Here is a 22,173-nt window from a genome sequence, read left to right on the forward strand (position 1 = left end):
GGCTGAAGCCGGTCCCACTAAAAAGCATCGCATCCCGCCAGTGGGACTGGCGCCGACCCCCGTAGGACCGGCTTCAGCCGGGAAGCCCTTGATCTGCCTAAACGCGCTTTTGATCTTGATCTTCGCACGCAAAAAATCCAGACGCCGCCAATCGCGACTTGGGTGCAAGCTGAACGCAGGGCCCACGCAGCGGGACCGGAGTGAGGGTATTGCGACGAAGGAGCAACCAAATCACCGCATTGAGAACAACAAAACCCCCTTATTCTGACCATCCGCCCGTCGCCGCTGTCGTTCAGCACGCCCGACAGCTATAATCCGCCGCTTTCCCATTTGCCAAGACCCCCGAGACCATGACTGAGTCCGTTCTTGACTACATGACCCGCCTGGGTCGCGCCGCCCGCGAAGCCTCCCGCGTGATCGGCCGTGCCAGCACCGCACAGAAGAACCGCGCCCTCGCAGCCACCGCTGCCGCGCTGGACGCTTCCCGTGCCGAGCTGACCGCCGCCAACGAACAAGACCTCGCTGCTGGCCGCGCCAATGGACTCGAACCCGCTCTGCTCGAACGCCTCTCCCTGACCCCGGCCCGCATCGACAGCATGATCGCCGGCCTGCGTCAGGTCGCCAGCCTGCCAGACCCCATCGGCACCCTGCGTGACATGAACTTCCAGCCGTCCGGCATACAAGTCGGCAAAATGCGCGTGCCACTCGGCGTCGTCGGCATCATCTACGAGTCGCGCCCCAACGTAACCATCGACGCCGCCAGCCTCTGCCTCAAATCCGGTAACGCCACCATCCTGCGCGGCGGCTCCGAAGCTATTCACTCCAACCGCGCCATCGCCGCCTGCATCCAGCGCGGCCTCGACGAAGCCGGCTTGCCTGCCGCCGTCGTACAAGTCGTCGAAACCACCGACCGCGCCGCCGTGGGTGCGCTGATCACCATGCCCGAGTACGTGGACGTCATCGTTCCCCGTGGCGGCAAAGGCCTGATCGAACGCGTCAGCCGCGACGCCAAAGTCCCGGTCATCAAACACCTGGATGGCATCTGCCACGTCTACGTCAGTGCCCACGCCGACCTGGCCGCCGCCCAACGCATCAGCTTCAACGCCAAGACCTACCGGTATGGCATCTGCGGCGCGATGGAAACCCTGCTGGTCGACCAAACCATTGCCGCAGATTTCCTGCCGCCCATGGCCGCCCAGTTCCGCGATAAAGGCGTCGAGCTGCGCGGTTGCGAGCGCACCCGCGACCTGATCGACGTTTTGCCGGCTACTGAAGAAGACTGGCACACCGAGTACCTGGCGCCGATCCTCTCGATCCGCATCGTGACCGGTCTGGATCAGGCCATCGAACACATCAATCACTACGGCTCGCATCACAGCGATGCCATCATCTCCGACTCGCAAGCCCAGACTCGCCGCTTCATGGCTGAAGTCGACTCGAGTTCGGTGATGGTCAACGCGCCCACCAGTTTTGCCGACGGTTTCGAATACGGCCTGGGTGCGGAAATCGGCATTTCGACCGACAAGATTCACGCGCGGGGTCCCGTGGGGCTCGAAGGCCTGACCTGCGAGAAATACATCGTCGTCGGCGATGGCACACAATTGCGCGGGCAGGGGCCGGTCTGACTTGGCCGACGTCGGTCAGGCTTCAGTGAGCGGCGCCCAGGCAGTGGCCGATCCGATTGCGGTTCCGCTGAACACTGCACGGATGCCCCAGCGCATCGGCATACTCGGCGGCACGTTCGACCCGGTGCACATTGGCCATTTGCGTGGCGCGCTGGAAGTCGCCGAGCTGCTGAAACTCGATGAGCTGCGTCTGACGCCCAGTGCCCGACCGCCTCATCGCGACACGCCGAGCGTTTCGGCGCAGGACCGTCTGGCGATGGTCCAGTGCGCGGTGGCCGGTGTGCCGCCATTGACGGTGGATGATCGCGAGCTGTTGCGCGACAAGCCGTCGTACACGATCGACACGCTGGAATCGATGCGCGCGGAACTCGCCGCCGATGACCAGCTATTTTTATTGCTGGGTTGGGACGCCTTTTGCGGGCTGCCTTCCTGGCATCGGTGGGAAGAGTTGCTGGAGCACTGCCATATCGTGGTGCTGCAACGCCCGGACGCCGACAGCGAGTCCCCGGATGCGATGCGAAATCTGCTCGCGGGACGTGCCGTCAGTGATCCGAAGGCCCTCAAAGGGCCCGGCGGAAAGATTACGTTCGTCTGGCAGACGCCGCTTTCGGTGTCTGCCACCCAGATCCGTCAACTGCTGGCCAGCGGTAAGTCGGTACGTTTTCTGGTGCCAGACGCGGTACTGGCCTATATCGATACGCACGGGCTGTACCGTGCGTCGAACTGAAGGTGTGTTGCTACGCAGCCAAGTGCGCGAAGAAACGCCCAAACATACGAGTTGAAAGAGTTTTTTATGACTGACAAACGCGCTGTAAACCCAATCATCGAAGTGATCAGGGCTGCCCTGGACGACGTCAAGGCCCAGGATATCCAGGTGCTGGACGTTCGTGACAAACAAAGCATCACCGACTACATGGTCATCGCGACCGGTACTTCCAATCGCCAGATCAACGCGATGCTCGACAAGGTCCGTGAAGAAGTCAAAAAACAGGGCCTCAAGCCGCTGGGCGAAGAAGGCAAGGGCGACAGCGACTGGGTGCTGCTGGACCTGGACATCGCCATCGTCCACATGATGACCGCCTCCGCTCGCCAGTTTTACGACCTCGAGCGTCTGTGGGCCGGTGCCGAGCAGAGCCGTTCGGCCAGCGCTGCACACCACAGCCCGGAAAACGCTCACGTGCATTTTGACAAGCTGAACAAAGACCAGGCCTAAGGCTTCGTTGTGCGTTTGCGTCTGATCGCCGTTGGTTCCCGCATGCCCAAGTGGGTGGAAGAGGGTTGGCATGAATATGCCAAGCGTCTGCCATCCGAACTGGCGCTGGAGCTGGTGGAAATCCCGCTCAACACCCGTGGCAAGAACGCCGACGTGGCACGCCTCATCCGTCAGGAAGGCGAGGCCATGCTGGCGAAAGTGCAGCCGGGCGAGCGGATCGTCACGCTTGAAGTGCATGGCAAGCCATGGAGCACCGAGCAACTGGCGGGCGAGCTCGATCGCTGGCGTCTGGATTCGCGCACGGTCAACCTGATGGTCGGCGGTCCGGAAGGGCTGGCGCCGGAAGTCTGTGCACGGGCCGAGCAGCGTTGGTCGTTGTCGCCGCTGACGTTGCCGCACCCGCTGGTGCGCATTCTCATCGGTGAGCAGATTTATCGTGCCTGGACCGTGCTGTCCGGTCACCCTTATCACAAGTAGCGCCGCTGCCTTCACTGTGAACCTGCCCTAAATGTCTCAGCCGATTCGCCTGAAAGACCACGAAAAGGACGCACGCCTGGTGCGCAGCCGAGTCGTGGTCGGCGCAGTCGCGGTCGTCGTGCTGATCTGCGTGCTGGTCGCGCGGCTTTATTTCCTGCAGGTCATCCAGTACGAGTACCACTCGACGCTGTCCGAGAACAATCGCGTTCACGTGCAGCCGATCCCGCCGAGCCGTGGGCTGATCTACGACCGTAACGGTGTGGTCATTGCCGACAACCGGCCCAGTTTCAGCCTGAGCATGACCCGCGAACGCTCGGGTGACTGGACCCAGGTGCTGGACACCATCGTCCAGGTCCTTGAGTTGACGCCTGACGACCGGATCATCTTCGAAAAACGCATGAAGCAGGGTCGCCGGCCGTTTGAGCCGGTGCCCATCCTGTTCGAACTCACCGAAGAGCAGATCGCCCGTATCGCCGTTAACCAGTTCCGCCTGCCGGGGGTTGAAGTGGTGGCGCAGCTGGTTCGCCACTACCCACAGGGCGAGCACTTCGCCCACTCGGTGGGTTACATGGGCCGGATCAACGAGAAAGAGCTGAAAAGCCTCGATCCCGTGAACTACAGCGGCACCCACCACATGGGCAAAACCGGGATCGAGCGTTTCTACGAGCCCGAGCTGCACGGTCAGGTCGGTTACGAAGAAGTCGAAACCAATGCCCGCGGCCGCGTGCTGCGCGTGCTCAAACGGACCGATCCGGTGCCCGGCAAGGACATCGTCCTGAGCCTCGACATCCAGTTGCAGGAAGCCGCCGAAGCCGCCCTGGCCGGGCGTCGCGGCGCGGTGGTGGCGCTGGACCCGAACACCGGCGAGGTACTGGCGATGGTCAGTCAGCCGAGCTTCGACCCGAACCTGTTCGTCACCGGCATCAGCTTCAAGGCCTATTCCGAGCTGCGCGATTCGGTCGACCGCCCGCTGTTCAACCGCATTCTGCGGGGTCTGTACCCGCCGGGTTCTACCATCAAGCCGGCGGTGGCGATTGCCGGTTTAGACACCGGCGTGGTCACGGCCAGCACACGGGTTTTCGACCCCGGCTACTACATGCTGCCGAACTACGATCACAAATACCGTAACTGGAACCGCACCGGCGATGGCTGGGTGGATCTGGACACGGCGATCATGCGCTCCAACGACACCTACTTTTACGATCTGGCCCACAAGGTCGGGATCGATCGGCTGTCGGCGTACTTGAACAAGTTCGGCATCGGCCAGAAGGTCTCGCTGGACATGTTCGAAGAATCCCCCGGCCTGATGCCGTCCCGTGACTGGAAGCGCGTGACCCGGCGGCAGGCGTGGTTCCCGGGCGAAACACTCATTTTGGGGATCGGCCAGGGCTACATGCAGGCCACGCCGTTGCAGTTGGCCCAGGCCACCGCCCTAGTGGCGAACAAGGGCAAGTGGAACCGTCCGCACTTGGCAAAAACCGTCGAAGGGCAGAAGCCGGTGGACGAGAACCCGATGCCGGACATTGTCCTGCGTGATCCCTCGGACTGGGCCAAGGTCAACCACGGCATGCAGCAAGTGATGCACGGCGCTCGCGGCACCGCGCGCAAAGCCGCCATCGGTGCCCAATACCGAATCGCCGGCAAGAGTGGTACGGCCCAGGTCGTGGCCATTCGGCAGGGCGAGAAATACGACCGTTCGAAAGTCCAGGAACGCCACCGCGATCACGCCTTGTTCGTCGGCTTTGCGCCGGCCGACAGCCCGAAGATCGTCGTCGCGGTGATGATCGAAAACGGCGAGTCCGGGTCGGGCGTTGCCGCGCCCGTGGTGCGGCAGGTCATGGACGCCTGGCTGCTTGATCCACAGGGCCACCTGAAGCCCGAATACGCCAGCAATGCACAGCCTCCGGAGACCGCGGCCCGTGAAGAGTAATTTCGACCGCATCTTGTCCAGCGAAGATGTGATGCGCCGTCGCGCCACGTTTCTGCAGAAAATTCACGTTGACGGCCCATTGCTGATCCTGCTGCTGACGTTGGCGGCGGGCAGCCTGTTCGTCCTTTATTCGGCCAGCGGCAAGAGCTGGGACCTGCTGATCAAGCAGGCGACATCCTTCGGTATCGGTCTGGTGTCGATGTTCGTCATCGCCCAGCTCGAACCCAGGTTCATGGCCCGCTGGGTGCCGGCCGCCTACGTGATCGGCGTTTTGCTGCTGGTGGCGGTGGACGTCATGGGCCACAACGCCATGGGCGCCACGCGCTGGATCAACATTCCCGGAGTCATTCGCTTTCAGCCCTCGGAATTCATGAAGATCATCATGCCGGCGACCATCGCCTGGTACTTGTCCAAACGCACGCTGCCGCCGCACCTAAAGCACGTCGCGGTGAGCCTCGGGTTGATTGGTCTGCCGTTCATTCTGATCGTGCGTCAGCCGGACCTCGGCACCTCGCTGCTGATTCTGGCGTCCGGCACCTTCGTGCTGTTCATGGCCGGCCTGCGCTGGCGCTGGATCATCAGCGTGGTGGCGGCCGCGGTACCGGTGGCGGTCGGCATGTGGTTCTTCTTCATGCACGATTACCAGAAGCAGCGAATCCTGACCTTCCTCGACCCGGAGAGCGATCCGCTCGGCACCGGCTGGAACATTATTCAGTCCAAGGCGGCGATCGGTTCGGGCGGCGTATTCGGCAAAGGCTGGCTCATGGGCACGCAGTCGCACCTGGACTTCCTCCCGGAAAGCCACACCGACTTCATCATTGCGGTGCTCGGCGAAGAATTCGGGCTGGTGGGGATTTGCGCGCTGCTGCTGATCTACCTGCTGCTGATCGGCCGCGGGCTGGTGATCACCGCCCAGGCGCAGACGCTCTACGGCAAGCTGCTCGCAGGCAGCCTGACCATGACCTTTTTTGTTTACGTTTTCGTCAATATCGGTATGGTCAGCGGTCTGCTGCCGGTCGTAGGCGTGCCGTTGCCCTTCATTAGCTACGGCGGAACTTCGCTGGTGACGCTGCTGTCAGCGTTTGGTGTTTTGATGTCGATCCACACACATCGCAAGTGGATCGCTCAGGTTTGATTAAGGTGAAGAACTCAATGCAAGTAGTGCGTGGCTGGGCTGCTCGATATGCGCCGCTGGTCGGTCTGATGGGCATCTTCGGCTCAGTGCAGGAATCACTTGCCGGTGACTATGACGGCTCTCCTCAAGTCGCCCAGTTCGTCAGCGAAATGACCCGCGATTACGGTTTTGCGGGCGAGCAACTGATCGATGTGTTCCGCGATGTGCAGCGCAAGCAGGCGATTCTCGATGCCATTTCGAAGCCTGCCGAGCGTGTGAAACCGTGGAAGGACTATCGCCCGATGTTCCTCACCGACGCGCGCGTTGCCCGGGGCGTCGATTTCTGGCGTCAGCACGAGGCCGCCCTGGCGCGCGCCCAGCAAGAGTATGGCGTGCCCGCTCAGGTGATCGTTTCGATTATCGGCGTCGAGACGTTTTTCGGCCGCAACACCGGTAATTACCGGGTGATGGACGCATTGTCGACGCTGGCGTTCGACTATCCCCAGCGCGCTGATTTCTTCCGCAAGGAGCTCCGTGAATTCCTGCTACTGTCCCGTGAACAGCAGGTCGATCCGCTGACGCTCAAGGGCTCCTACGCCGGCGCCATGGGTTTGCCCCAGTTCATGCCGAGCAGCTTTCGCGCCTATGCGGTGGATTTCGACGGCGACGGCCACATCAATATCTGGAATGACCCGGACGATGCAATCGGCAGCGTGGCCAGCTACTTTCAGCGTCACGGCTGGGTAGCCGGTCAGCCGGTTGTCAGCCGCGCGGACGTGCGCGGTGACCGTGTTGACGAGGGCTTGAGCCCCGGCATCGATCCGGTGAAAAACGTTGGGGAGTTGCGAGCGTTGGGCTGGGCGAGTCATGATGCGCTGCGCGACGACATGCCGGTCACGGCGTTTCGCCTCGATGGTGACAAAGGCCCTGAATACTGGATGGGTCTGAAGAATTTTTACGCAATCACGCGATACAACCGCAGCGTGATGTACGCCATGGCCGTGCATCAGCTGTCTGAAATGCTTGTTCAAGCCCGGGACGTCAAGTAATGCGGCCACTGCCGATGCAACAACCATTGAAACTGATGGCCTTCACGGCGCTGACTTTGCTGATCGTCAGTTGCTCGACCAGCCGCCCGACGACCACGACGCAGCGGCAGCAGGGCAACATCATTCGTTCGCAGCCCGGGCTGGACATCAACAGGGCGCACAAAGACGGCGCGCCCTGGTGGGATGTTGACGTTTCGCGCATCCCCGACGCCATTCCGACTCTGCACACCGGCCCCTATAAAGCCAACCCGTACACCGTGCTCGGCAAGACCTATTTCCCGCTCAGCGATTCCAAGACCTATTCCCAGACGGGAACGGCGTCCTGGTACGGCACCAAATTCCACGGCCAGAACACCGCCAACGGCGAGGTCTATGACCTGTACGGCATGAGCGCGGCCCACAAGACCCTGCCGCTGCCCAGCTATGTTCGCGTGACCAATCTGGACAACAACCGCACGGTGATCCTGCGGGTCAACGACCGCGGCCCGTTCTATTCCGACCGCATCATCGACCTGTCATACGCCGCAGCCAAAAAGCTGGGTTATGCCGAGACCGGCACGGCACGGGTAAAAGTCGAAGGCATCGACCCTTCTCAGTATTGGGCGCAGCGCGGCAAACCGGCGCCGCTGATGCTGGATCAGCCGCAGGTGGCGAGCAGCAGTCCTCCGGCGCGTCAGCCGCAACCGGGCGCTCCGGTGATTACCGCATCAGCGGGTACGATCGAACAATGGACACCGCCGCCGCAGCAACATGCCGCCCCGGTCACGCCCGTGCCGATCGACGCAAAAAAAAACGCTTCCGGACAAGCGTCTGGGCTGTTTCTCCAAGTGGGAGCCTTCGCCAACCCGGACGCTGCGGAACTCCTGAGGTCGAAATTGAGCGGGATGGTCCGGGCGCCGGTGTTCGTGAGTTCGATCGCACGCAATCAACAGACGCTCTATCGCGTGCGGATGGGACCGGTCGACACGCCGGGTGAAGCCCAGCAACTGCAAAACAGCGTAAGGTCGGCCAACCTCGGCTCGCCAAGCGTCGTCACGTCGGACCAGTAACGCTTTTATCAGCGATACCCGCCCTGGAAACGGAGGCGAGTTTCGCTGCCTGACCGACGACGTGCCGACCGGGTGTGTCGTTGTCAGCAGCTTTTCACGGCACGTTCTGTAGAATGTGAGCCCGTTTGCCGGGGTAGCCCGGCACCCGCTTTGCCCGCAAGGGCATGTTTGCCCATTAGCATTTTCGAGAGACGGATGAACATCACCAGCTTTGCAAAACGCCTTTGCCTGCTAATCCCGCTATTCACCGCGCCTGCCGTGTTTGCGGCAGAACAGATGACGCCATCGCCACCGCAACTGGCTGCCAAGGCTTATGTGCTGATGGACGCCAACAGCGGCAACGTTCTGGTCGAAAACAATGGCGACCAGCGCCTGCCGCCGGCCAGTCTGACCAAGCTGATGACCGCCTACATCGCCACGCTGGAAATCCGTCGCGGCCAGATCGGCGAAAACGACCCTGTGACCGTCAGCGAAAACGCCTGGCGCACCGGCGGTTCGCGGATGTTCATCAAGGTGGGCAGCCAGGTCACCGTCAGCGACTTGCTGCACGGCATCATCATTCAGTCGGGTAACGACGCCAGCGTTGCGCTTTCCGAGCACATCGCCGGCAGCGAAGACGCCTTCGCCGACCTGATGAACAAGACCGCTGCCGACCTGGGCATGGTCAACAGCCACTTCATGAACCCGACCGGCCTGCCGAACCCTGATCACTACGCCACGGCCCATGACATGGCCCTGCTGGCGCGCGCGATCATCCACGAAGACCCGGCTCACTACGCGATCTACTCGCAGAAAGAGTTCTTCTGGAACGGCATCAAACAGCCGAACCGCAACCTGCTGCTATGGCGTGACAAGACCGTCGACGGTCTGAAAACCGGTCACACCGAAGAAGCCGGTTACTGCATGGTGTCCTCGGCCGTTCGTGATGGCATGCGTCTGATTGCGGTGGTGTTCGGCACCAACAGCGAGCAAGCTCGTGCTGCCGAGACCCAGAAGCTGCTGACCTACGGTTTCCGCTTCTTCGAAACCCAGACCTTCTATCAGAAGGGCACCGAACTGGCTCAGGCGCCGGTCTGGAAAGGCACAGAGCGCCAAGTCAAAGCCGGCCTGGCTGAAGACCTGACGATGACCATGCCAAAAGGCGAGCTGAAGAAGCTGGCTGCCAGCATGACCATGAACCCGCAACTGGTTGCACCGATCGCCAAAGGCGACGTTATCGGCAAGGTTGAGGTCAAACTGGACGACAAGGTCGTGCACAGCGCCAACCTGATCGCCCTGGACGCCGTCGACGAAGGTGGTATCTTCCGCCGCCTGTGGGATAGCATCCGCCTGTTCTTCTACGGTCTGTTCAACTGATCAACGATTGATCAAAAACTGACCGTTGCTCCGTACGCCCCCGTCGCCGAACGCGCCGGGGGCCTGTCCGTTTTCCGGCTTACGAGGCCGTTACTGCCATGACAGATACCGAAGTAAAAGCGCCAAAAATCGAATTTCCCTGCGCCGACTATCCCATCAAGATCATCGGCGACACAGGTGTGGGCTTTAAAGACAGGGTCATCGAGATCCTCGAGAAGCACGCCACCGTCGACATGAAGACCCTGGCCGAGCGCCAGAGCAGCAACGGTAAATACACCACCGTTCAGCTGCACATCATCGCCACCGGTCAAGACCAGCTCTACGACATCAATAGCGAATTGCGGGCCACCGGCTTCGTGCACATGGTGCTGTGATGGGCGCGGTTCTGGGCTTTCGTGAACTCGGGCTGACCGACTACGAGCCCACCTGGCAGGCCATGAAACGCTTCACCGACGGCCGCGACCGCGAAACCGCCGACGAGGTCTGGCTTGTGCAGCATCCGCCCGTCTTCACCCAGGGCCAGTCCGGCAAGCCCGAGCATTTGCTGCTGCCGGGGGATATCCCGGTGGTGCAGGTCGATCGTGGCGGCCAAGTGACTTATCATGGCCCCGGCCAACTGGTCGCTTACTTGCTGCTGGACGTGCGCCGTCTGGGCTTTGGCGTTCGCGAGCTGGTCACCCGGATCGAGCGCAGTCTGATCGATCTGCTGGCCAGTTACGGCGTAGACGCCGCAGCCAAGCCCGATGCACCGGGGGTTTACGTCGGTGGCGCCAAGATTGCCTCGCTGGGGCTGCGCATCCGCAACGGCTGTTCGTTTCACGGCCTTGCGTTGAACGTCGATATGGATCTGAACCCTTTTAAACGGATTAATCCCTGCGGGTATGCGGGGCTGGCGATGACCCAGCTGCGCGAACAGGCAGGTCCGATTGAATTTGCCGAGGTTAGTGCCCGGCTGCGTGCGCAGCTCGTCAAACACCTCGACTACGCTGAGCAGACGACCCTAACGGGCGGAATCGATTGATATGACTACTGCGTATGAGGCAGATGACACTGTCGTGAATACAGAGAATGCCGTACAGACCCTGATCCCGACGGTGAGCGTGACCACGCCCGAGCGTGTGGCGCGTCCGAAAGTGGAGGCCGGCGTGAAGCTGCGTGGCGCGGAAAAAGTCGCGCGCATCCCGGTGAAGATCATTCCGACGGTCGATCTGCCGAAGAAGCCGGACTGGATTCGCGTGCGCATTCCGGTCTCGCCGGAAGTCGACCGCATCAAAGCGCTGCTGCGCAAGCACAAGCTGCACAGCGTGTGCGAAGAGGCGTCTTGCCCGAACCTGGGCGAGTGCTTCTCCGGCGGCACCGCGACCTTCATGATCATGGGCGACATCTGCACCCGTCGCTGCCCGTTCTGCGACGTCGGTCATGGCCGTCCGAAAGCGCTGGACACCGATGAGCCGAGGAACCTGGCCGTCGCCATCGCCGACCTGAAACTCAAGTACGTCGTGATCACTTCCGTTGACCGGGACGACCTGCGCGACGGCGGTGCCCAGCACTTTGCCGACTGCATTCGCGAGATCCGCCTGCTGTCACCAAACGTGCAGCTGGAGACCCTGGTCCCGGATTACCGTGGCCGCATGGACATCGCGCTGGAAATCACCGCCGCGACGCCGCCAGACGTGTTCAACCACAACCTGGAAACCGTGCCGCGTCTGTACAAGGCTGCGCGCCCGGGTTCGGATTACCAGTGGTCGCTGACCTTGCTCAAGCGCTTCAAGGAAATGGTCCCTCACGTCCCGACCAAGTCCGGGCTGATGCTGGGGCTGGGCGAGACCGACGAAGAAGTCATCGAAGTCATGCAGCGCATGCGCGAGCACAACATCGACATGCTGACCCTGGGTCAGTACCTGCAACCGTCGCGCAACCATTTGCCGGTCCAGCGCTTCGTCCACCCGGACGTCTTCGACTGGTTCGCCGAAGAAGGTTACAAGATGGGCTTCAAGAACGTCGCCTCAGGCCCGCTGGTTCGCTCCTCGTACCACGCGGACGAACAAGCCAAGCTGGTCAAGTCGCTGCTCACGGCGGGCTGATCACAGCGTCGTTGATGCAGAAGGCAAAACGGGCCGGATAGAAATATCCGGCCCGTTTTTTTGCGTTGCATTCAGGTGCACGCAGATTTACGGCTGGCGCAACTGCTGCAGTAATTCCTGGGTCGGGTACCCGTCCGCCGGCCAGCCAAAGGATTGCTGCGCACTGCGAATCGCCTTACGCGTGTTGGCGCCGATGATCCCGTCCGGGGCGCCTGCGTCGTACTGTCGGGCCGAGAGCAGCGTCTGCAACTCGATACGCTCGGAGCGGCTCAGCGGACGATCACCCCGCGGCCAGCTGCCCTGCACATAACCGCCGCCACTGAACCGCTCGGACAGCAACCCGATGGCCAGTGCATAGGACGACGAGTTGTTGTACTTGAGGATGGCGCGGAAGTTGTCCATCACCAGAAAGGCCGGGCCCTTGTAGCCCGCAGGCAGCAGCAAGGCCGCCTGCTGTTGCAGCAAGTTGGCCGGCAACGCTGAACCGTTTGGTAGCTTCAGCCCCAGCTGTTGCCATTCGCTGATGGATTTACGGGTTGAAGCGTCGGCCAGCGCGTAGTCGAAACCCTGAGCCAATTGCACTTCAAAGCCCCACGGCTGGCCTTTCTGCCAGCCCGAGCTTTGCAGGTAATGTGCGGTGGAGGCGAGGGCGTCGGTGGGGGAGTTCCAGATGTCACGGCGACCGTCGCCGTCGAAATCCACCGCGTGGGTGTTGTAGGTCGTCGGGATGAACTGCGTCTGGCCCATGGCGCCGGCCCACGAGCCCAGCATGCTCGGCGCATCGATATCGCCGTGCTGGATGATCTGCAGTGCGGCGATCAGCTGGTCCTGGGCAAACTGAGGTCGGCGGCCTTCATAGGCCAGCGTCGCCAGTGAGCGAATCACCGATTGCGTGCCCTGGAACTGGCCGAAGCTGCTCTCCATGCCCCACACGGCGACCAGTGCCTGGCGATCGACGCCATAACGCTGCTCGATGGCGCTCAGCGCGTCGGCGTATTGGTTGAGCAGGGCTTGACCCTTGCGCACGCGTACGGCCGACATGGCGCCATCGAGGTATTCCCACACCGGGCGGCTGAATTCTGGCTGACTGCGATCGGCCTTGACCACGCTCATGTCCGGGGTGACGCCGGCAAACGCGCTATCGAACACATCGGGCCGCACACCCGCGTTCAGCGCCAGAGCACGGAACTGGCTCTGCCACTCGCTGAAGGTCATTGCGGGCTGGATTTCAAAGTTGCCGTCGTCGGGTTGCGCAACAGCGCCAGAAGGCGTGGGCAGGTTCTTGACGACTTGGGCCGCGGGCGCGGACTGGAGAGGGGTGGCAACGGCAGCGGTAGGCTGCTCGGCACAGGCAACCAGCGCGAAGAGGCTGGAGGCGGCGATCAACTGGCGAAGGTGCCAGCGACGGGGAAAGCTTGGGGGCATTCTGGGGTCCACAGGGCTAAACCGGAAGGTGCAGACCTTAACATGCCGGCCCTGTTGGTGGGGCGTCAGTCAGTAACCTGAAGTTTTCAAGCCGCCATAACGGAAGAAGCCTCCCAGCTTTTAGACTGGAAGGCTTCGCGGCGGTAGCTGCCTTTGCCTTTGCCGGGTTGTTCCTGACGGCTGCGGAACAGTGGCTGGGCGATGATGGATTTGGCCTTGTTCGGCCGCTTTTTGGCTTTGCTCATGGCGTTCTCGCTCAAGTGGTGGGATGGAGCAGCGGGGATATTCGGCCACTTCGGCACCGCTGTCCAATAAACCTGAGCTATCGAAAGGTTACAGATTATTCCGCTGGCAATGCCAGCCGTTGCCCTGCCATTAACAACGTCAGTCGACTAAGGCTGCTCCAGACCGAGCCTTGGGCCTGTCCTTTGATTTGCGCGTCGATGTGTTGCGCGTCCATCAACAGCTGACCCCAGCGTCGCGCGGAGTGGCGTTGCAGGGCCTTGCTCATCAACGGCTTGCGCTTGTCCCAGATGGGCGGGCGCGCCTGACTGAAGGCTTTGTCCAGCGGAATGCCCTGACTGAACTGCAACGCCAGATTGGCCAGCACACGCAGCTCGCGGGACAGCGCCCAGAGAATGACCGGAGGTTCGACGCCTTCGCCGCGCAGGCCTTCAAGCATTCGCAGTGCGTGGGCCGCTTCGCCATTGAGGATGGCGTCGGTCAGGCCAAAGACGTCGAAGCGCGCGCTGTCGGCCACCGCCGCCTGCACGGTCTCGACTGTTATCTGGCCTTCGTCGGCCATCAGCTTGAGCTTTTCGATTTCCTGCGCAGCGGCCAGCAAGTTGCCTTCCACGCGCGCGGCGATCAGTTCGATGGCGTCCGGCGTTGCTGCCAGGCCGGCTTGTGACAGGCGCTGACGAATCCATTGCGGCAACTGGCTGGCGTCCACCGGCCAGATCTGCACGAACTGAGTCTGCGGCCCTTCAACGAGCGCCTTGCCCCATTTGGTTTTCTGCGCCGAGCCGTCGAGCTTGGGCAGGCTGATCAGCAGCAGCGTGTCTTCGGCGGGACGGCCGCAGTATTCCAGCAGCGCGGCGGCGCCTTTGTCGCCGGGTTTACCGGACGGCAGGCGTAACTCCAACAGCCGGCGCTCGGCGAACAGCGACATGCTCGCGCCCGCCTGGAGCAGGGTGCCCCAGTCGAAGCTCGAATCGGCGCTGAACACCTGACGTTCGTCATAGCCCTGCTGGCGCGCAGCCGCACGAATGGCGTCGCAGGCCTCCTGACACTGCAGCGGGTCATCGCCGCTGACGATGTAGACGGGCGCAAGGGTGCCTTGCAGGTGTTTGGAAAGCTGGGCGGGGGCGAGTTTCATGGGTCAGAAAAGATCAGGGCCGGCGAACCGGCCCCGATGCCGTCACTTGGACGGGATTTCGATAGGCGACTGCTGTGGCGTCTCGTCGCGAATGCGTTGAGCTGCAGCTTCGGCATCAGCCTGGGCGCGGGCAGCGGCGTCGGCTTTGGATTGCAGCTCGTCAAGGCGCTGAGGTGTCAGTTGCTGCAGACGGGCCAGCACTTTTTGCACGAGGTCGCTTTGCATTTCCTTACGGATCTGCGCGGCTTCCTGGTCAGAGCCGATCAGGTTGTTGCCGTCATGGACGAAGACTTTCTGCGACTGCACGGAGTCATCAAGCAGCAGGACGTCTTTGCTGCCGTGGATTTCGTACTTCAGCACGGTGGTCAGCTCGTATTCGGCGGAGCGGCCGGAACCTGCGTAGCTCGCGGTGCGCTGGGTTTCGTCTTCACGGGCAATGAACAGCTTGTACTGCGCGCCGGTGTAGACGTGCACGCCGCTGCTGGTCAGGGTCTGACGCAGCTGGGTGACGACGTCGCCGTAAGCATCGCGCGCGCTCACGTCCAGTTCCTTGATCGACAGGGCGTTGGTGCCGGTGCCGCGCAGCTGGAAACCGCAGGCGCTCAGCAGAACCGCGAGTCCCATTACCAGCAGATTGCGTTTGATCATCTTGTTGCTCCCTTGAATCCGTTAGAACCCGGCATCCCGGGTTCTTGAAATTGATGCGGCGCCTGCAGACAGGCGCCCAATGATTGCGTCAGCTGGCGACGATGTTAACCAGTTTGCCCGGCACCACGATCACTTTGCGGATGGTCAGGCCGTCGATGAAGCGCAGCACGTTTTCGTTGATCCGTGCGGCCGCATCGACTTCCTCGCGGGTGGCGCTGGCCGGCATCTCGATATGACCACGCAGTTTGCCGTTGACCTGAATCACCAGCTGCAACGTGTCCTGCACCAGTGCCGAGTCATCGACCACAGGCCAGCCGGCGTCGATGATCGGGTCGGAGTGGCCCAGTGCCGCCCACAGCTCGTGGCTGATGTGCGGGGTGATCGGCGCCAGCAACAGCGCGACCGTCTCCAGACCTTCCTGCAACAGCGCGCGGTCCTGAGCCGAAGCCTGCGGCGCTTTTTCCAGCACGTTCATCAGCGTCATCACCTGAGCGATAGCGGTGTTGAATTTGTGATGCTGTCCAACGTCCTGACCGGCCTGCTTGATGGCCAGATGAATCGAGCGGCGAATGGCCTTCTGGCCGTCGTTCAGCGCGCTCTTGTCGAGTGCGCTTGCAGCGCCCGCCGTCACGTGGGCCTGAGCCAGGCGCCAGACGCGCTTGAGGAAGCGGTGCGAGCCTTCCACGCCGGAGTCAGACCATTCCAGGCTCATGTCAGGTGGCGAGGCGAACATCATGAACAGGCGGCAGGTGTCGGCGCCGTACTGGTCGATCATCGACTGAGGATCGACGCCGTTGTTCTTCGATTTCGCCATCTTCTCGATGCCGCCGATTTCAACCGGCTGGCCATCGGCAATCAGTTTGGCGCCGATGATCTTGGCCTTGCTGTCGCGTTCGAACTCGACATCAGCCGGGTTGAACCATGTTTTGCTGCCGTTGGCTTCCAGGCGATAGAACGTCTCGGCCACGACCATGCCTTGGGTGAGCAGGTTCTTGAACGGCTCGTTGGAACTGACCAGGCCTTCGTCGCGCATGAGCTTGTGGAAGAAGCGCGCGTACAGCAGGTGCAGGATTGCGTGTTCGATACCGCCGATGTATTGATCAACCGGCAGCCAGTGATTCGCGGCCTTCGGGTCGACCATGCCGCCCTCGTAGTGAGGCGAGGCGTAGCGGGCGAAGTACCACGAGGACTCGACGAAGGTGTCCATGGTGTCGGTTTCGCGCTTGGCCGGCGCGCCGCAGGTCGGGCAGCTGCACTCGTAGAACTCGGGCATGCGCGCCAGCGGTGAGCCCGCGCCGTCCGGTACCACGTCTTCAGGCAGCTTGACCGGCAGTTGATCTTCCGGGACAGGCACGTCGCCACAGGTGTCGCAGTGAATGATCGGGATCGGGCAGCCCCAGTAGCGCTGGCGACTGATGCCCCAGTCGCGCAAGCGGAACTGGGTGCGTGACTTGCCGAGTTCTTTCTTCAGCAGCGCGGCTTCCATGGCGTCGAATGCGCTGGCGAAATCCAGGCCGTCGAACTCGCCGGAGTTGATCAGTTGACCGTGCTCGCCGTATGCGTCCTGCCAGGGCGCAGGGGTTTCATCGCCCGCGCTGGTGCGCACAACGGCTTTGATCGGCAGGCTGTATTTGGTCGCGAACTCGAAATCGCGTTCGTCGTGGGCAGGAACGGCCATAACCGCGCCGTCGCCGTAATGCATCAGCACGTAGTTGGCGACCCACACGGGCAGCTTCTCGCCGGTCAGCGGGTGCTCGACGAACAGCGAGGTCGGCAGGCCTTTCTTTTCCTGGGTGGCGACGTCCGCTTCAGCGACGCTGCCGCTTTTGCATTCGTTAATGAACGCTTGCAGCTCGGGATTATTCTGCGCAGCGAGGGTCGCCAGCGGGTGCTCGGCGGCAACGGCCACGTAGGTCGCGCCCATCAGGGTGTCGGGGCGGGTGGTGAAGACTTTCAGGGTGCCGGCTTCGCCGATCGACGCCTGGTCGTACGGGAACTGCACTTCCATGCCACGGGATTTGCCGATCCAGTTGCGTTGCATGGTCTTGACCTGTTCAGGCCAGCCCGGCAACTCGTCGAGGCTTTCCAGCAGCTCATCCGCGTAGGCGGTGATCTTGAAGTAGTACATCGGAATTTCGCGTTTTTCGATCACCGCGCCCGAACGCCAGCCGCGCCCGTCGATGACTTGCTCGTTGGCCAGAACGGTCTGGTCGACCGGGTCCCAGTTCACGGTGCCGTTCTTGCGGTAGATCACGCCTTTTTCGAACAGGCGAGTGAACAGCCATTGTTCCCAGCGGTAGTAATCGGGTTTGCAGGTGGTGATTTCGCGGGACCAGTCGATCGCCAGACCCAGGCTCTTGAGCTGGTTCTTCATGTAGGCGATGTTTTCGTAGGTCCACTTGGCGGGGGCGACGTTGTTCTTCATCGCAGCGTTTTCCGCCGGCATGCCGAACGCGTCCCAGCCCATCGGCTGCAGCACGTTTTTGCCTTGCATGCGCTGATAGCGAGCGATCACGTCGCCGATGGTGTAGTTGCGCACGTGACCCATGTGTAGCTTGCCGCTGGGGTAAGGGAACATCGACAGGCAATAGAAGGTGTCCTTGCCTGGCTGTTCACTGACTTCAAAAGACTTTTGCTCGTCCCAGAAGGTCTGGGCGGCGGCTTCGATTTCGCGGGGCTGGTAGAGTTCGTGCATGGCTACTTTTGGCTGAAATGAGTGACCCTTGACCGCTTCTCGGCGTGACCGGATCAGGAAGCCTTCGCATGCCAGACGAGGCCGTCCGCATTGCGATGCATCCATGCCCGGTTGGGCGGAAGTGGATTTACAGGAAGCGCCGTAGCATACATGAGGCTACCAAGCCGAGGGAAACCCTGATTGCGTGCTCAAGACTCGCCATCTGCGGCATCCGCCGTTGGTCGCGGCACCGCGCCGGTTTTTGCAGTGGCGCTAAGCTCACTGACGGGGGTAAATGTTTATCTTCAGTGAGGTGAGCGGATGGCAGAGCTGCAGCATGAAGTAGAGCAACCTGATGTGTATGACCGTTTGATCGATCGTCTGGGTCTGGCTCTGGACACAGCAAAAACGGCGGTGCGGCTTCGAAACGAATCCCCCGCCGAGCTTGAGTTGCGTGGATTGAGTCACGCCGAGTTTCAGTTGATCGAGGCTTATCTGGGCAGGACCGAAGTCGTTATCAAAGAAGATTCTTCGATCATCACGAGGGGAAGTTCCAGCACCTCACGGGAGCCTTCCCAGTCGATGCGAGCGCCGCATCCTCAAGCCAATGTCATCTGGCTCAAGGATCAGCGCCGAGCCAAGGTGTCGGCAAAGTTGAGTCGCTACAGTTCCACCAAACATTTCAAGCGTTAACTTCTGCGGGGGGCTGACCCCGGCCAATCGAGCATTGCTGCTTAGCGTCATTGCTTCTAGGCTTCGGGCATCTTTGGAGATGCCCGATGCCCGTTCGTTATTTCATCAAAAACCTGCTACTGCCTCCGGGCCTTTTCCTGCTGTTGTTGGCGCTCGCCTGGTGGTTGAAAAATCGCCGGCCGGTGTTGGCGCGGGTGCTGTTTTTCATCGGCGTTGGCGGCATGACCGCAATGAGTCTGCCCATTGTGGTGGAGTGGTCGGCGAAAGGCATCGAGAGCATTCCGCCGCTGCCGCGTAGCGAGTGGGCAACATTGGCCCAGCGCGCCGATGCCATTGTGATTTTGGGGTCAGGCCGCGAACGCAATGACCCGAGCTGGGGCACTGATATCCCAACGGGCGTGGCGCTGGAGCGCATGCGATACGCCGCGCGTCTGTCGAAAGCGTCCGGTTTGCCGATCCTCACCACGGGCGGGCTGCATTACGGCGAGCCACCGAGCGAGGCGGCGATCATGGCTGACTCCCTGCGCGACGACTTCCGCGTGAATGTCCGTTGGCAGGAAGGCGAAAGCCGCACGACATGGGAAAACGCCAACATGACCGCCGCGATCTTGTTGCCCCAGGGCATCAAGCGCGTGGTCGTGGTCACCCAGGCCTGGCACATGCCGCGTTCGGTGTGGAGTTTCGAGAAGGCCGGATTTGACGTGGTTCCGGCTCCGGTCGGATTTCTGAGCGTTGACAACGCCCGCCCGTTCGGCGGCTGGACGCCGGAGGCGAGGGCGGTGTGGCAGAACGGGCAACTGATCAATGAAGCAGCGGGACTGGTAGGCTATCGCTTGTTTTACCGGTGACAGAATTGCCTTGGCGTCGTGGAGGACCCACGGTGGTGCGATAGGCACTGTTCATGTGGGAGCGAGCTTGCTCGCGAAGAGGCCGGGGCAGCCGCTAGATCTTCGGCGGCTGATGTGCCGTCTTCGTGAGCAAGCTCACTCCCACAAGGTTGCGTTCGCTGTACGACGGCGCTGTGTCAGGACGCCGGGACCTCTACCGCAGAGAGCCGGCAACGGGCTCACACCGCCTTCGCCATCCTGCCTGCAAAGAACGCCCAGCCGATCAGCAGCAGCGACAGCACGATCAGCGGCCATGAGCGCCAGTGCAGGTAGGGCGTGAGGTTTTGCATCGGGGTGACTTCGCCGTACATCACGGCGCGCTCGAACTGCGGCACGGTGGTGGTTATTTCGCCGAACGGGTTGATCAGCGCGCTGACGCCGTTGTTGGTGGCGCGGATCATCCAGCGCCCGGCTTCCAGTGCGCGCATCTGCGCCATCTGCAAATGCTGCAGCGGGCCGATCGAGGTGCCGAACCACGTGTCGTTGCTCACCGTCAGCAGCAGATCGCTTTGCGCCGAGAGCCCGGCGGCGAACTCCGGGTACACCACTTCGTAACAAATGAACGGCGCGATCTCATAACCCTTGGCCTGCAACAGCGCTTGCCCGGACGGGCCGCGCGCGAAGTCAGACATTGGCAGGTTGAAGAATGTAATCAGCCCACGCAGCAGGTCCTGCAATGGCACGTACTCACCAAACGGCACCAGCTTCTGCTTCAGGTAAGTGCCGTCGCCTTCGCCCGTTACGGTAATGGCGTTGTAGTAACGATATTCCCCATGGGTGCCTTTCTCACGCAGCGGTACCCCGGTGATCAACGCCGAATCGCGCTCGGCCGCAAACTTGCCCATTACCGACAGATAACCTTCGACAGACTCTTTAAGCACCGGCACGGCGGTTTCCGGCCAGATGATCAGGTCAGCTTTCTTCGAGGTGAAGGTTATGTCGCGGTACAGCGCGAGTTGCGCGTTGAGCGCCGCCGGGTCCCACTTCATGCTCTGCTCGACGTTGCCCTGCATGGCCGCAACGGTGAGCGGCTTGCCCGAAGGCTCGGTCCAGGCGTGATGCTTCAGCGCCAGCCCGGCAATCCACGGCGCCAGCAGCAACACAATGCCAGCCGCCAACTTCGGGGCGCGCGTCCGCAAACGGGGCAGATTGCACAGCAGCGCTGCAGTCAGCGCGAGCACAAAGGAGATCAGCCACATGCCGCCCAATGGCGCGAGCCCTTTAAGGGGGCCGTCCAATTGGCTGTAGCCGGAATAGAGCCAGGGGAAACCCGTGAGGAACCAGCCGCGAAACATTTCCTGGCCGAACCACAAGGCGGCAAAGGCCAGTGAATCTGCAAGCGGGGCTTCGTTACGGCGGATCCAGCGGGCCCAGATCCACGCCGGCAGGGCGAAGAAAAACGCCACCGCCGCGCAAAACAGCACCATCAGGAAGGCCGCCAGCCAGACCGGCGCCTCGCCATAGGTGTGGATGCTGACGTAAATCCAGCTGGTGCCGCCGCCGAACAGGCCAAATCCGTAGGACCAACCGCGCCAGAGGGCCTGACGAGGTGTGAGGTCGCGCAGACCGAGATAGAAAACCACCAGCGCGACAATCGCCAGTGGCCAGATATCGAAGGGTGCCAGAGCCAGGGTAATCAACGCGCCGGCCACCATGGCCAGCAGGTTACCGGGCCAGCCGGGGCGGGTGATCCAGCGCATTTACATTCCTTAAAGCGGGTAGGGCATCACGTGCGGTTGATCGGGCTCAGGCGCAGCAAGTGAATACGACGGCTGTCGGCATTCAGGATGCGGAAACGGTACGCGCCGATTTCGGTGATTTCATTACGCTTGGGCAGATGCCCGAACGCATTCATCACCAGACCGCCGACGGTGTCGAATTCGTCATCGGAGAACCCGCTGTCGAAGAACTCGTTGAAGCTCTCGATCGGGGTCAGCGCCTTGACCAGGAAGTCGCCACTGGGCAGCGGCTTGATGTAGCTGTCTTCCTCGACGTCATGCTCGTCTTCGATGTCGCCGACGATTTGTTCGAGCACGTCTTCGATGGTCACCAAACCCGCCACGCCGCCGTATTCGTCGATGACGATGGCCATGTGATTGTGGTTGGCGCGGAATTCCCGCAGCAGCACGTTCAGACGCTTGGATTCAGGGACGAAGGTCGCCGGGCGCAGCAGGCTTTTCACGTCGCCGCTGCCACCGTCTTCCTTGAGAATCAGCGGCAGCAGGTCCTTGGCGAGCAACACGCCCAGCACGTCATCGTGGCTTTCACCGATGACCGGGTAGCGCGAGTGCGCCGAATCGATCACGGCAGGCAGAAACTCGCGTGGGGTCTGGCTGGCCTTGATGCTGATCATCTGCGAACGCGGCACCATGATGTCGCGGACCTGCAGGTCAGCGACCTGAATGGCGCCTTCGACGATGGCCAGCGCTTCACTGTCCAGCAGCTTGTTCTGATGGGCTTCGCGCAGCAGCTCCAATAGCTCCTGGCGGTTTTTCGGCTCATGGGCAAATGCCTGGGTCAGTTTGCCCAACCATGACTTTTGCCCGTTGCTCGATCGGTCTTCGCTCATAG

At 61.8% G+C, this 22,173-nt stretch carries 21 protein-coding genes; 14 read left to right on the plus strand and 7 right to left on the minus strand.

Annotated elements, in window-relative coordinates; all coding sequences use genetic code 11:
- The first annotated feature begins 350 nt into the window (after positions 1–350).
- From QMX88_RS05745 to lipA, 12 genes are all read left to right on the plus strand, one after another.
- Positions 351–1,625 (plus strand): glutamate-5-semialdehyde dehydrogenase, encoded by a 1,275-nt coding sequence (locus tag QMX88_RS05745; protein ID WP_282367172.1) that lies wholly within the window; start codon positions 351–353, stop codon positions 1,623–1,625.
- A gap of 82 nt (positions 1,626–1,707) precedes the next feature.
- Positions 1,708–2,352, plus strand: coding sequence for a nicotinate-nucleotide adenylyltransferase (nadD, locus tag QMX88_RS05750; protein WP_108121747.1), 645 nt, complete (start codon positions 1,708–1,710; stop codon positions 2,350–2,352).
- 66 nt (positions 2,353–2,418) lie between these two features.
- Positions 2,419–2,838, plus strand: a complete 420-nt coding sequence (gene rsfS / locus QMX88_RS05755; protein ID WP_192173763.1) for a ribosome silencing factor — start codon at positions 2,419–2,421, stop codon at positions 2,836–2,838.
- Positions 2,839–2,847: 9 nt separating this feature from the next.
- A complete protein-coding gene (gene rlmH / locus QMX88_RS05760; RefSeq protein WP_037017961.1) occupies positions 2,848–3,315 on the plus strand; it encodes a 23S rRNA (pseudouridine(1915)-N(3))-methyltransferase RlmH in 468 nt (155 codons plus the stop codon).
- A gap of 31 nt (positions 3,316–3,346) precedes the next feature.
- A complete protein-coding gene (gene mrdA / locus QMX88_RS05765; protein ID WP_282367186.1) occupies positions 3,347–5,245 on the plus strand; it encodes a penicillin-binding protein 2 in 1,899 nt (632 codons plus the stop codon).
- A 31-nt stretch (positions 5,246–5,276) separates the two neighbouring features.
- Positions 5,277–6,380, plus strand: coding sequence for a rod shape-determining protein RodA (gene rodA / locus QMX88_RS05770; protein ID WP_163022102.1), 1,104 nt, complete (start codon positions 5,277–5,279; stop codon positions 6,378–6,380).
- A gap of 17 nt (positions 6,381–6,397) precedes the next feature.
- A complete protein-coding gene (gene mltB, locus QMX88_RS05775) occupies positions 6,398–7,408 on the plus strand; it encodes a lytic murein transglycosylase B (protein WP_282367188.1) in 1,011 nt (336 codons plus the stop codon).
- Positions 7,408–8,457 carry a septal ring lytic transglycosylase RlpA family protein gene (locus QMX88_RS05780; RefSeq protein WP_282367190.1) on the plus strand — a complete coding sequence of 350 codons (1,050 nt, stop codon included), beginning with the start codon at positions 7,408–7,410 and terminating at the stop codon, positions 8,455–8,457. The genes mltB and QMX88_RS05780 overlap by 1 nt, the downstream gene beginning before the upstream one ends.
- A 195-nt stretch (positions 8,458–8,652) precedes the next feature.
- Positions 8,653–9,813, plus strand: coding sequence for a D-alanyl-D-alanine carboxypeptidase family protein (locus tag QMX88_RS05785; protein ID WP_282367192.1), 1,161 nt, complete (start codon positions 8,653–8,655; stop codon positions 9,811–9,813).
- 98 nt (positions 9,814–9,911) lie between these two features.
- Entirely contained in the window at positions 9,912–10,187 is a 276-nt protein-coding gene (locus tag QMX88_RS05790; RefSeq protein WP_074892711.1) for a DUF493 domain-containing protein, read from the plus strand.
- On the plus strand, positions 10,187–10,834 hold the full coding sequence (gene lipB / locus QMX88_RS05795) for a lipoyl(octanoyl) transferase LipB (RefSeq protein ID WP_282367196.1): 648 nt from the start codon (positions 10,187–10,189) through the stop codon (positions 10,832–10,834). Before QMX88_RS05790 ends, lipB begins: the two co-directional genes overlap by 1 nt.
- 73 nt (positions 10,835–10,907) lie before the next feature.
- Positions 10,908–11,897, plus strand: a complete 990-nt coding sequence (gene lipA, locus QMX88_RS05800; RefSeq protein WP_442969436.1) for a lipoyl synthase — start codon at positions 10,908–10,910, stop codon at positions 11,895–11,897.
- 87 nt (positions 11,898–11,984) lie between these two features.
- Here lipA and QMX88_RS05805 read toward each other — a convergent pair whose 3' ends face one another.
- The 5 genes from QMX88_RS05805 to leuS form a co-directional block, all read right to left on the minus strand.
- Positions 11,985–13,322 (minus strand): lytic murein transglycosylase, encoded by a 1,338-nt coding sequence (locus QMX88_RS05805; protein ID WP_282367200.1) that lies wholly within the window; start codon positions 13,320–13,322, stop codon positions 11,985–11,987.
- An 86-nt stretch (positions 13,323–13,408) separates the two neighbouring features.
- Complete coding sequence (gene arfA, locus QMX88_RS05810) at positions 13,409–13,567, minus strand: alternative ribosome rescue factor ArfA (protein WP_037017982.1); 159 nt, start codon at positions 13,565–13,567, stop codon at positions 13,409–13,411.
- A gap of 95 nt (positions 13,568–13,662) precedes the next feature.
- Positions 13,663–14,700: a DNA polymerase III subunit delta gene (gene holA / locus QMX88_RS05815; RefSeq protein ID WP_172609817.1), complete on the minus strand. Its 1,038-nt coding sequence runs from the start codon at positions 14,698–14,700 to the stop codon at positions 13,663–13,665.
- A 42-nt stretch (positions 14,701–14,742) separates the two neighbouring features.
- Positions 14,743–15,348, minus strand: a complete 606-nt coding sequence (locus QMX88_RS05820; protein WP_282367207.1) for an LPS-assembly lipoprotein LptE — start codon at positions 15,346–15,348, stop codon at positions 14,743–14,745.
- An 88-nt stretch (positions 15,349–15,436) separates the two neighbouring features.
- A complete protein-coding gene (leuS, locus tag QMX88_RS05825) occupies positions 15,437–18,043 on the minus strand; it encodes a leucine--tRNA ligase (RefSeq protein ID WP_282367208.1) in 2,607 nt (868 codons plus the stop codon).
- Positions 18,044–18,343: 300 nt separating this feature from the next.
- Here leuS and QMX88_RS05830 point away from each other — a divergent pair, with 300 nt between their 5' ends.
- Entirely contained in the window at positions 18,344–18,715 is a 372-nt protein-coding gene (locus QMX88_RS05830; RefSeq protein WP_282367209.1) for a hypothetical protein, read from the plus strand.
- A gap of 86 nt (positions 18,716–18,801) precedes the next feature.
- Positions 18,802–19,563, plus strand: coding sequence for a YdcF family protein (locus tag QMX88_RS05835; RefSeq protein WP_282367211.1), 762 nt, complete (start codon positions 18,802–18,804; stop codon positions 19,561–19,563).
- Positions 19,564–19,781: 218 nt separating this feature from the next.
- Here the strand turns inward: QMX88_RS05835 and lnt are convergent, their stop codons facing one another.
- Together lnt and QMX88_RS05845 are read right to left on the minus strand one after the other, a co-directional pair.
- The gene (gene lnt / locus QMX88_RS05840) at positions 19,782–21,302 is read right to left on the minus strand and encodes an apolipoprotein N-acyltransferase (RefSeq protein ID WP_282367213.1); all 1,521 of its coding nucleotides are present in this window, start codon (positions 21,300–21,302) and stop codon (positions 19,782–19,784) included.
- Positions 21,303–21,328: 26 nt separating this feature from the next.
- The gene (locus tag QMX88_RS05845) at positions 21,329–22,171 is read right to left on the minus strand and encodes an HlyC/CorC family transporter (protein WP_065988361.1); all 843 of its coding nucleotides are present in this window, start codon (positions 22,169–22,171) and stop codon (positions 21,329–21,331) included.
- Positions 22,172–22,173: the final 2 nt, after the last annotated feature.

This window comes from Pseudomonas sp. PS02290 (assembly GCF_029960075.1).
Lineage (GTDB): Bacteria > Pseudomonadota > Gammaproteobacteria > Pseudomonadales > Pseudomonadaceae > Aquipseudomonas.

Excerpts from the sequence above, each read along its gene's own strand:
- QMX88_RS05745 (WP_282367172.1), top strand. The coding sequence starts at position 351 with ATGACTGAGTCCGTTCTTGACTACATGACCCGCCTGGGTCGCGCCGCC.
- nadD (WP_108121747.1), top strand. The coding sequence starts at position 1,708 with ATGCCCCAGCGCATCGGCATACTCGGCGGCACGTTCGACCCGGTGCAC.
- rsfS (WP_192173763.1), top strand. The coding sequence starts at position 2,419 with ATGACTGACAAACGCGCTGTAAACCCAATCATCGAAGTGATCAGGGCT.
- mrdA (WP_282367186.1), top strand. The coding sequence starts at position 3,347 with ATGTCTCAGCCGATTCGCCTGAAAGACCACGAAAAGGACGCACGCCTG.
- rodA (WP_163022102.1), top strand. The coding sequence starts at position 5,277 with ATGCGCCGTCGCGCCACGTTTCTGCAGAAAATTCACGTTGACGGCCCA.
- mltB (WP_282367188.1), top strand. The coding sequence starts at position 6,398 with ATGCAAGTAGTGCGTGGCTGGGCTGCTCGATATGCGCCGCTGGTCGGT.
- QMX88_RS05780 (WP_282367190.1), top strand. The coding sequence starts at position 7,408 with ATGCGGCCACTGCCGATGCAACAACCATTGAAACTGATGGCCTTCACG.
- QMX88_RS05785 (WP_282367192.1), top strand. The coding sequence starts at position 8,653 with ATGAACATCACCAGCTTTGCAAAACGCCTTTGCCTGCTAATCCCGCTA.
- QMX88_RS05790 (WP_074892711.1), top strand. The coding sequence starts at position 9,912 with ATGACAGATACCGAAGTAAAAGCGCCAAAAATCGAATTTCCCTGCGCC.
- lipB (WP_282367196.1), top strand. The coding sequence starts at position 10,187 with ATGGGCGCGGTTCTGGGCTTTCGTGAACTCGGGCTGACCGACTACGAG.
- QMX88_RS05805 (WP_282367200.1), bottom strand. The coding sequence starts at position 13,322 with ATGCCCCCAAGCTTTCCCCGTCGCTGGCACCTTCGCCAGTTGATCGCC.
- arfA (WP_037017982.1), bottom strand. The coding sequence starts at position 13,567 with ATGAGCAAAGCCAAAAAGCGGCCGAACAAGGCCAAATCCATCATCGCC.
- holA (WP_172609817.1), bottom strand. The coding sequence starts at position 14,700 with ATGAAACTCGCCCCCGCCCAGCTTTCCAAACACCTGCAAGGCACCCTT.
- QMX88_RS05820 (WP_282367207.1), bottom strand. The coding sequence starts at position 15,348 with ATGATCAAACGCAATCTGCTGGTAATGGGACTCGCGGTTCTGCTGAGC.
- leuS (WP_282367208.1), bottom strand. The coding sequence starts at position 18,043 with ATGCACGAACTCTACCAGCCCCGCGAAATCGAAGCCGCCGCCCAGACC.
- QMX88_RS05830 (WP_282367209.1), top strand. The coding sequence starts at position 18,344 with ATGGCAGAGCTGCAGCATGAAGTAGAGCAACCTGATGTGTATGACCGT.
- QMX88_RS05835 (WP_282367211.1), top strand. The coding sequence starts at position 18,802 with ATGCCCGTTCGTTATTTCATCAAAAACCTGCTACTGCCTCCGGGCCTT.
- lnt (WP_282367213.1), bottom strand. The coding sequence starts at position 21,302 with ATGCGCTGGATCACCCGCCCCGGCTGGCCCGGTAACCTGCTGGCCATG.
- QMX88_RS05845 (WP_065988361.1), bottom strand. The coding sequence starts at position 22,171 with ATGAGCGAAGACCGATCGAGCAACGGGCAAAAGTCATGGTTGGGCAAA.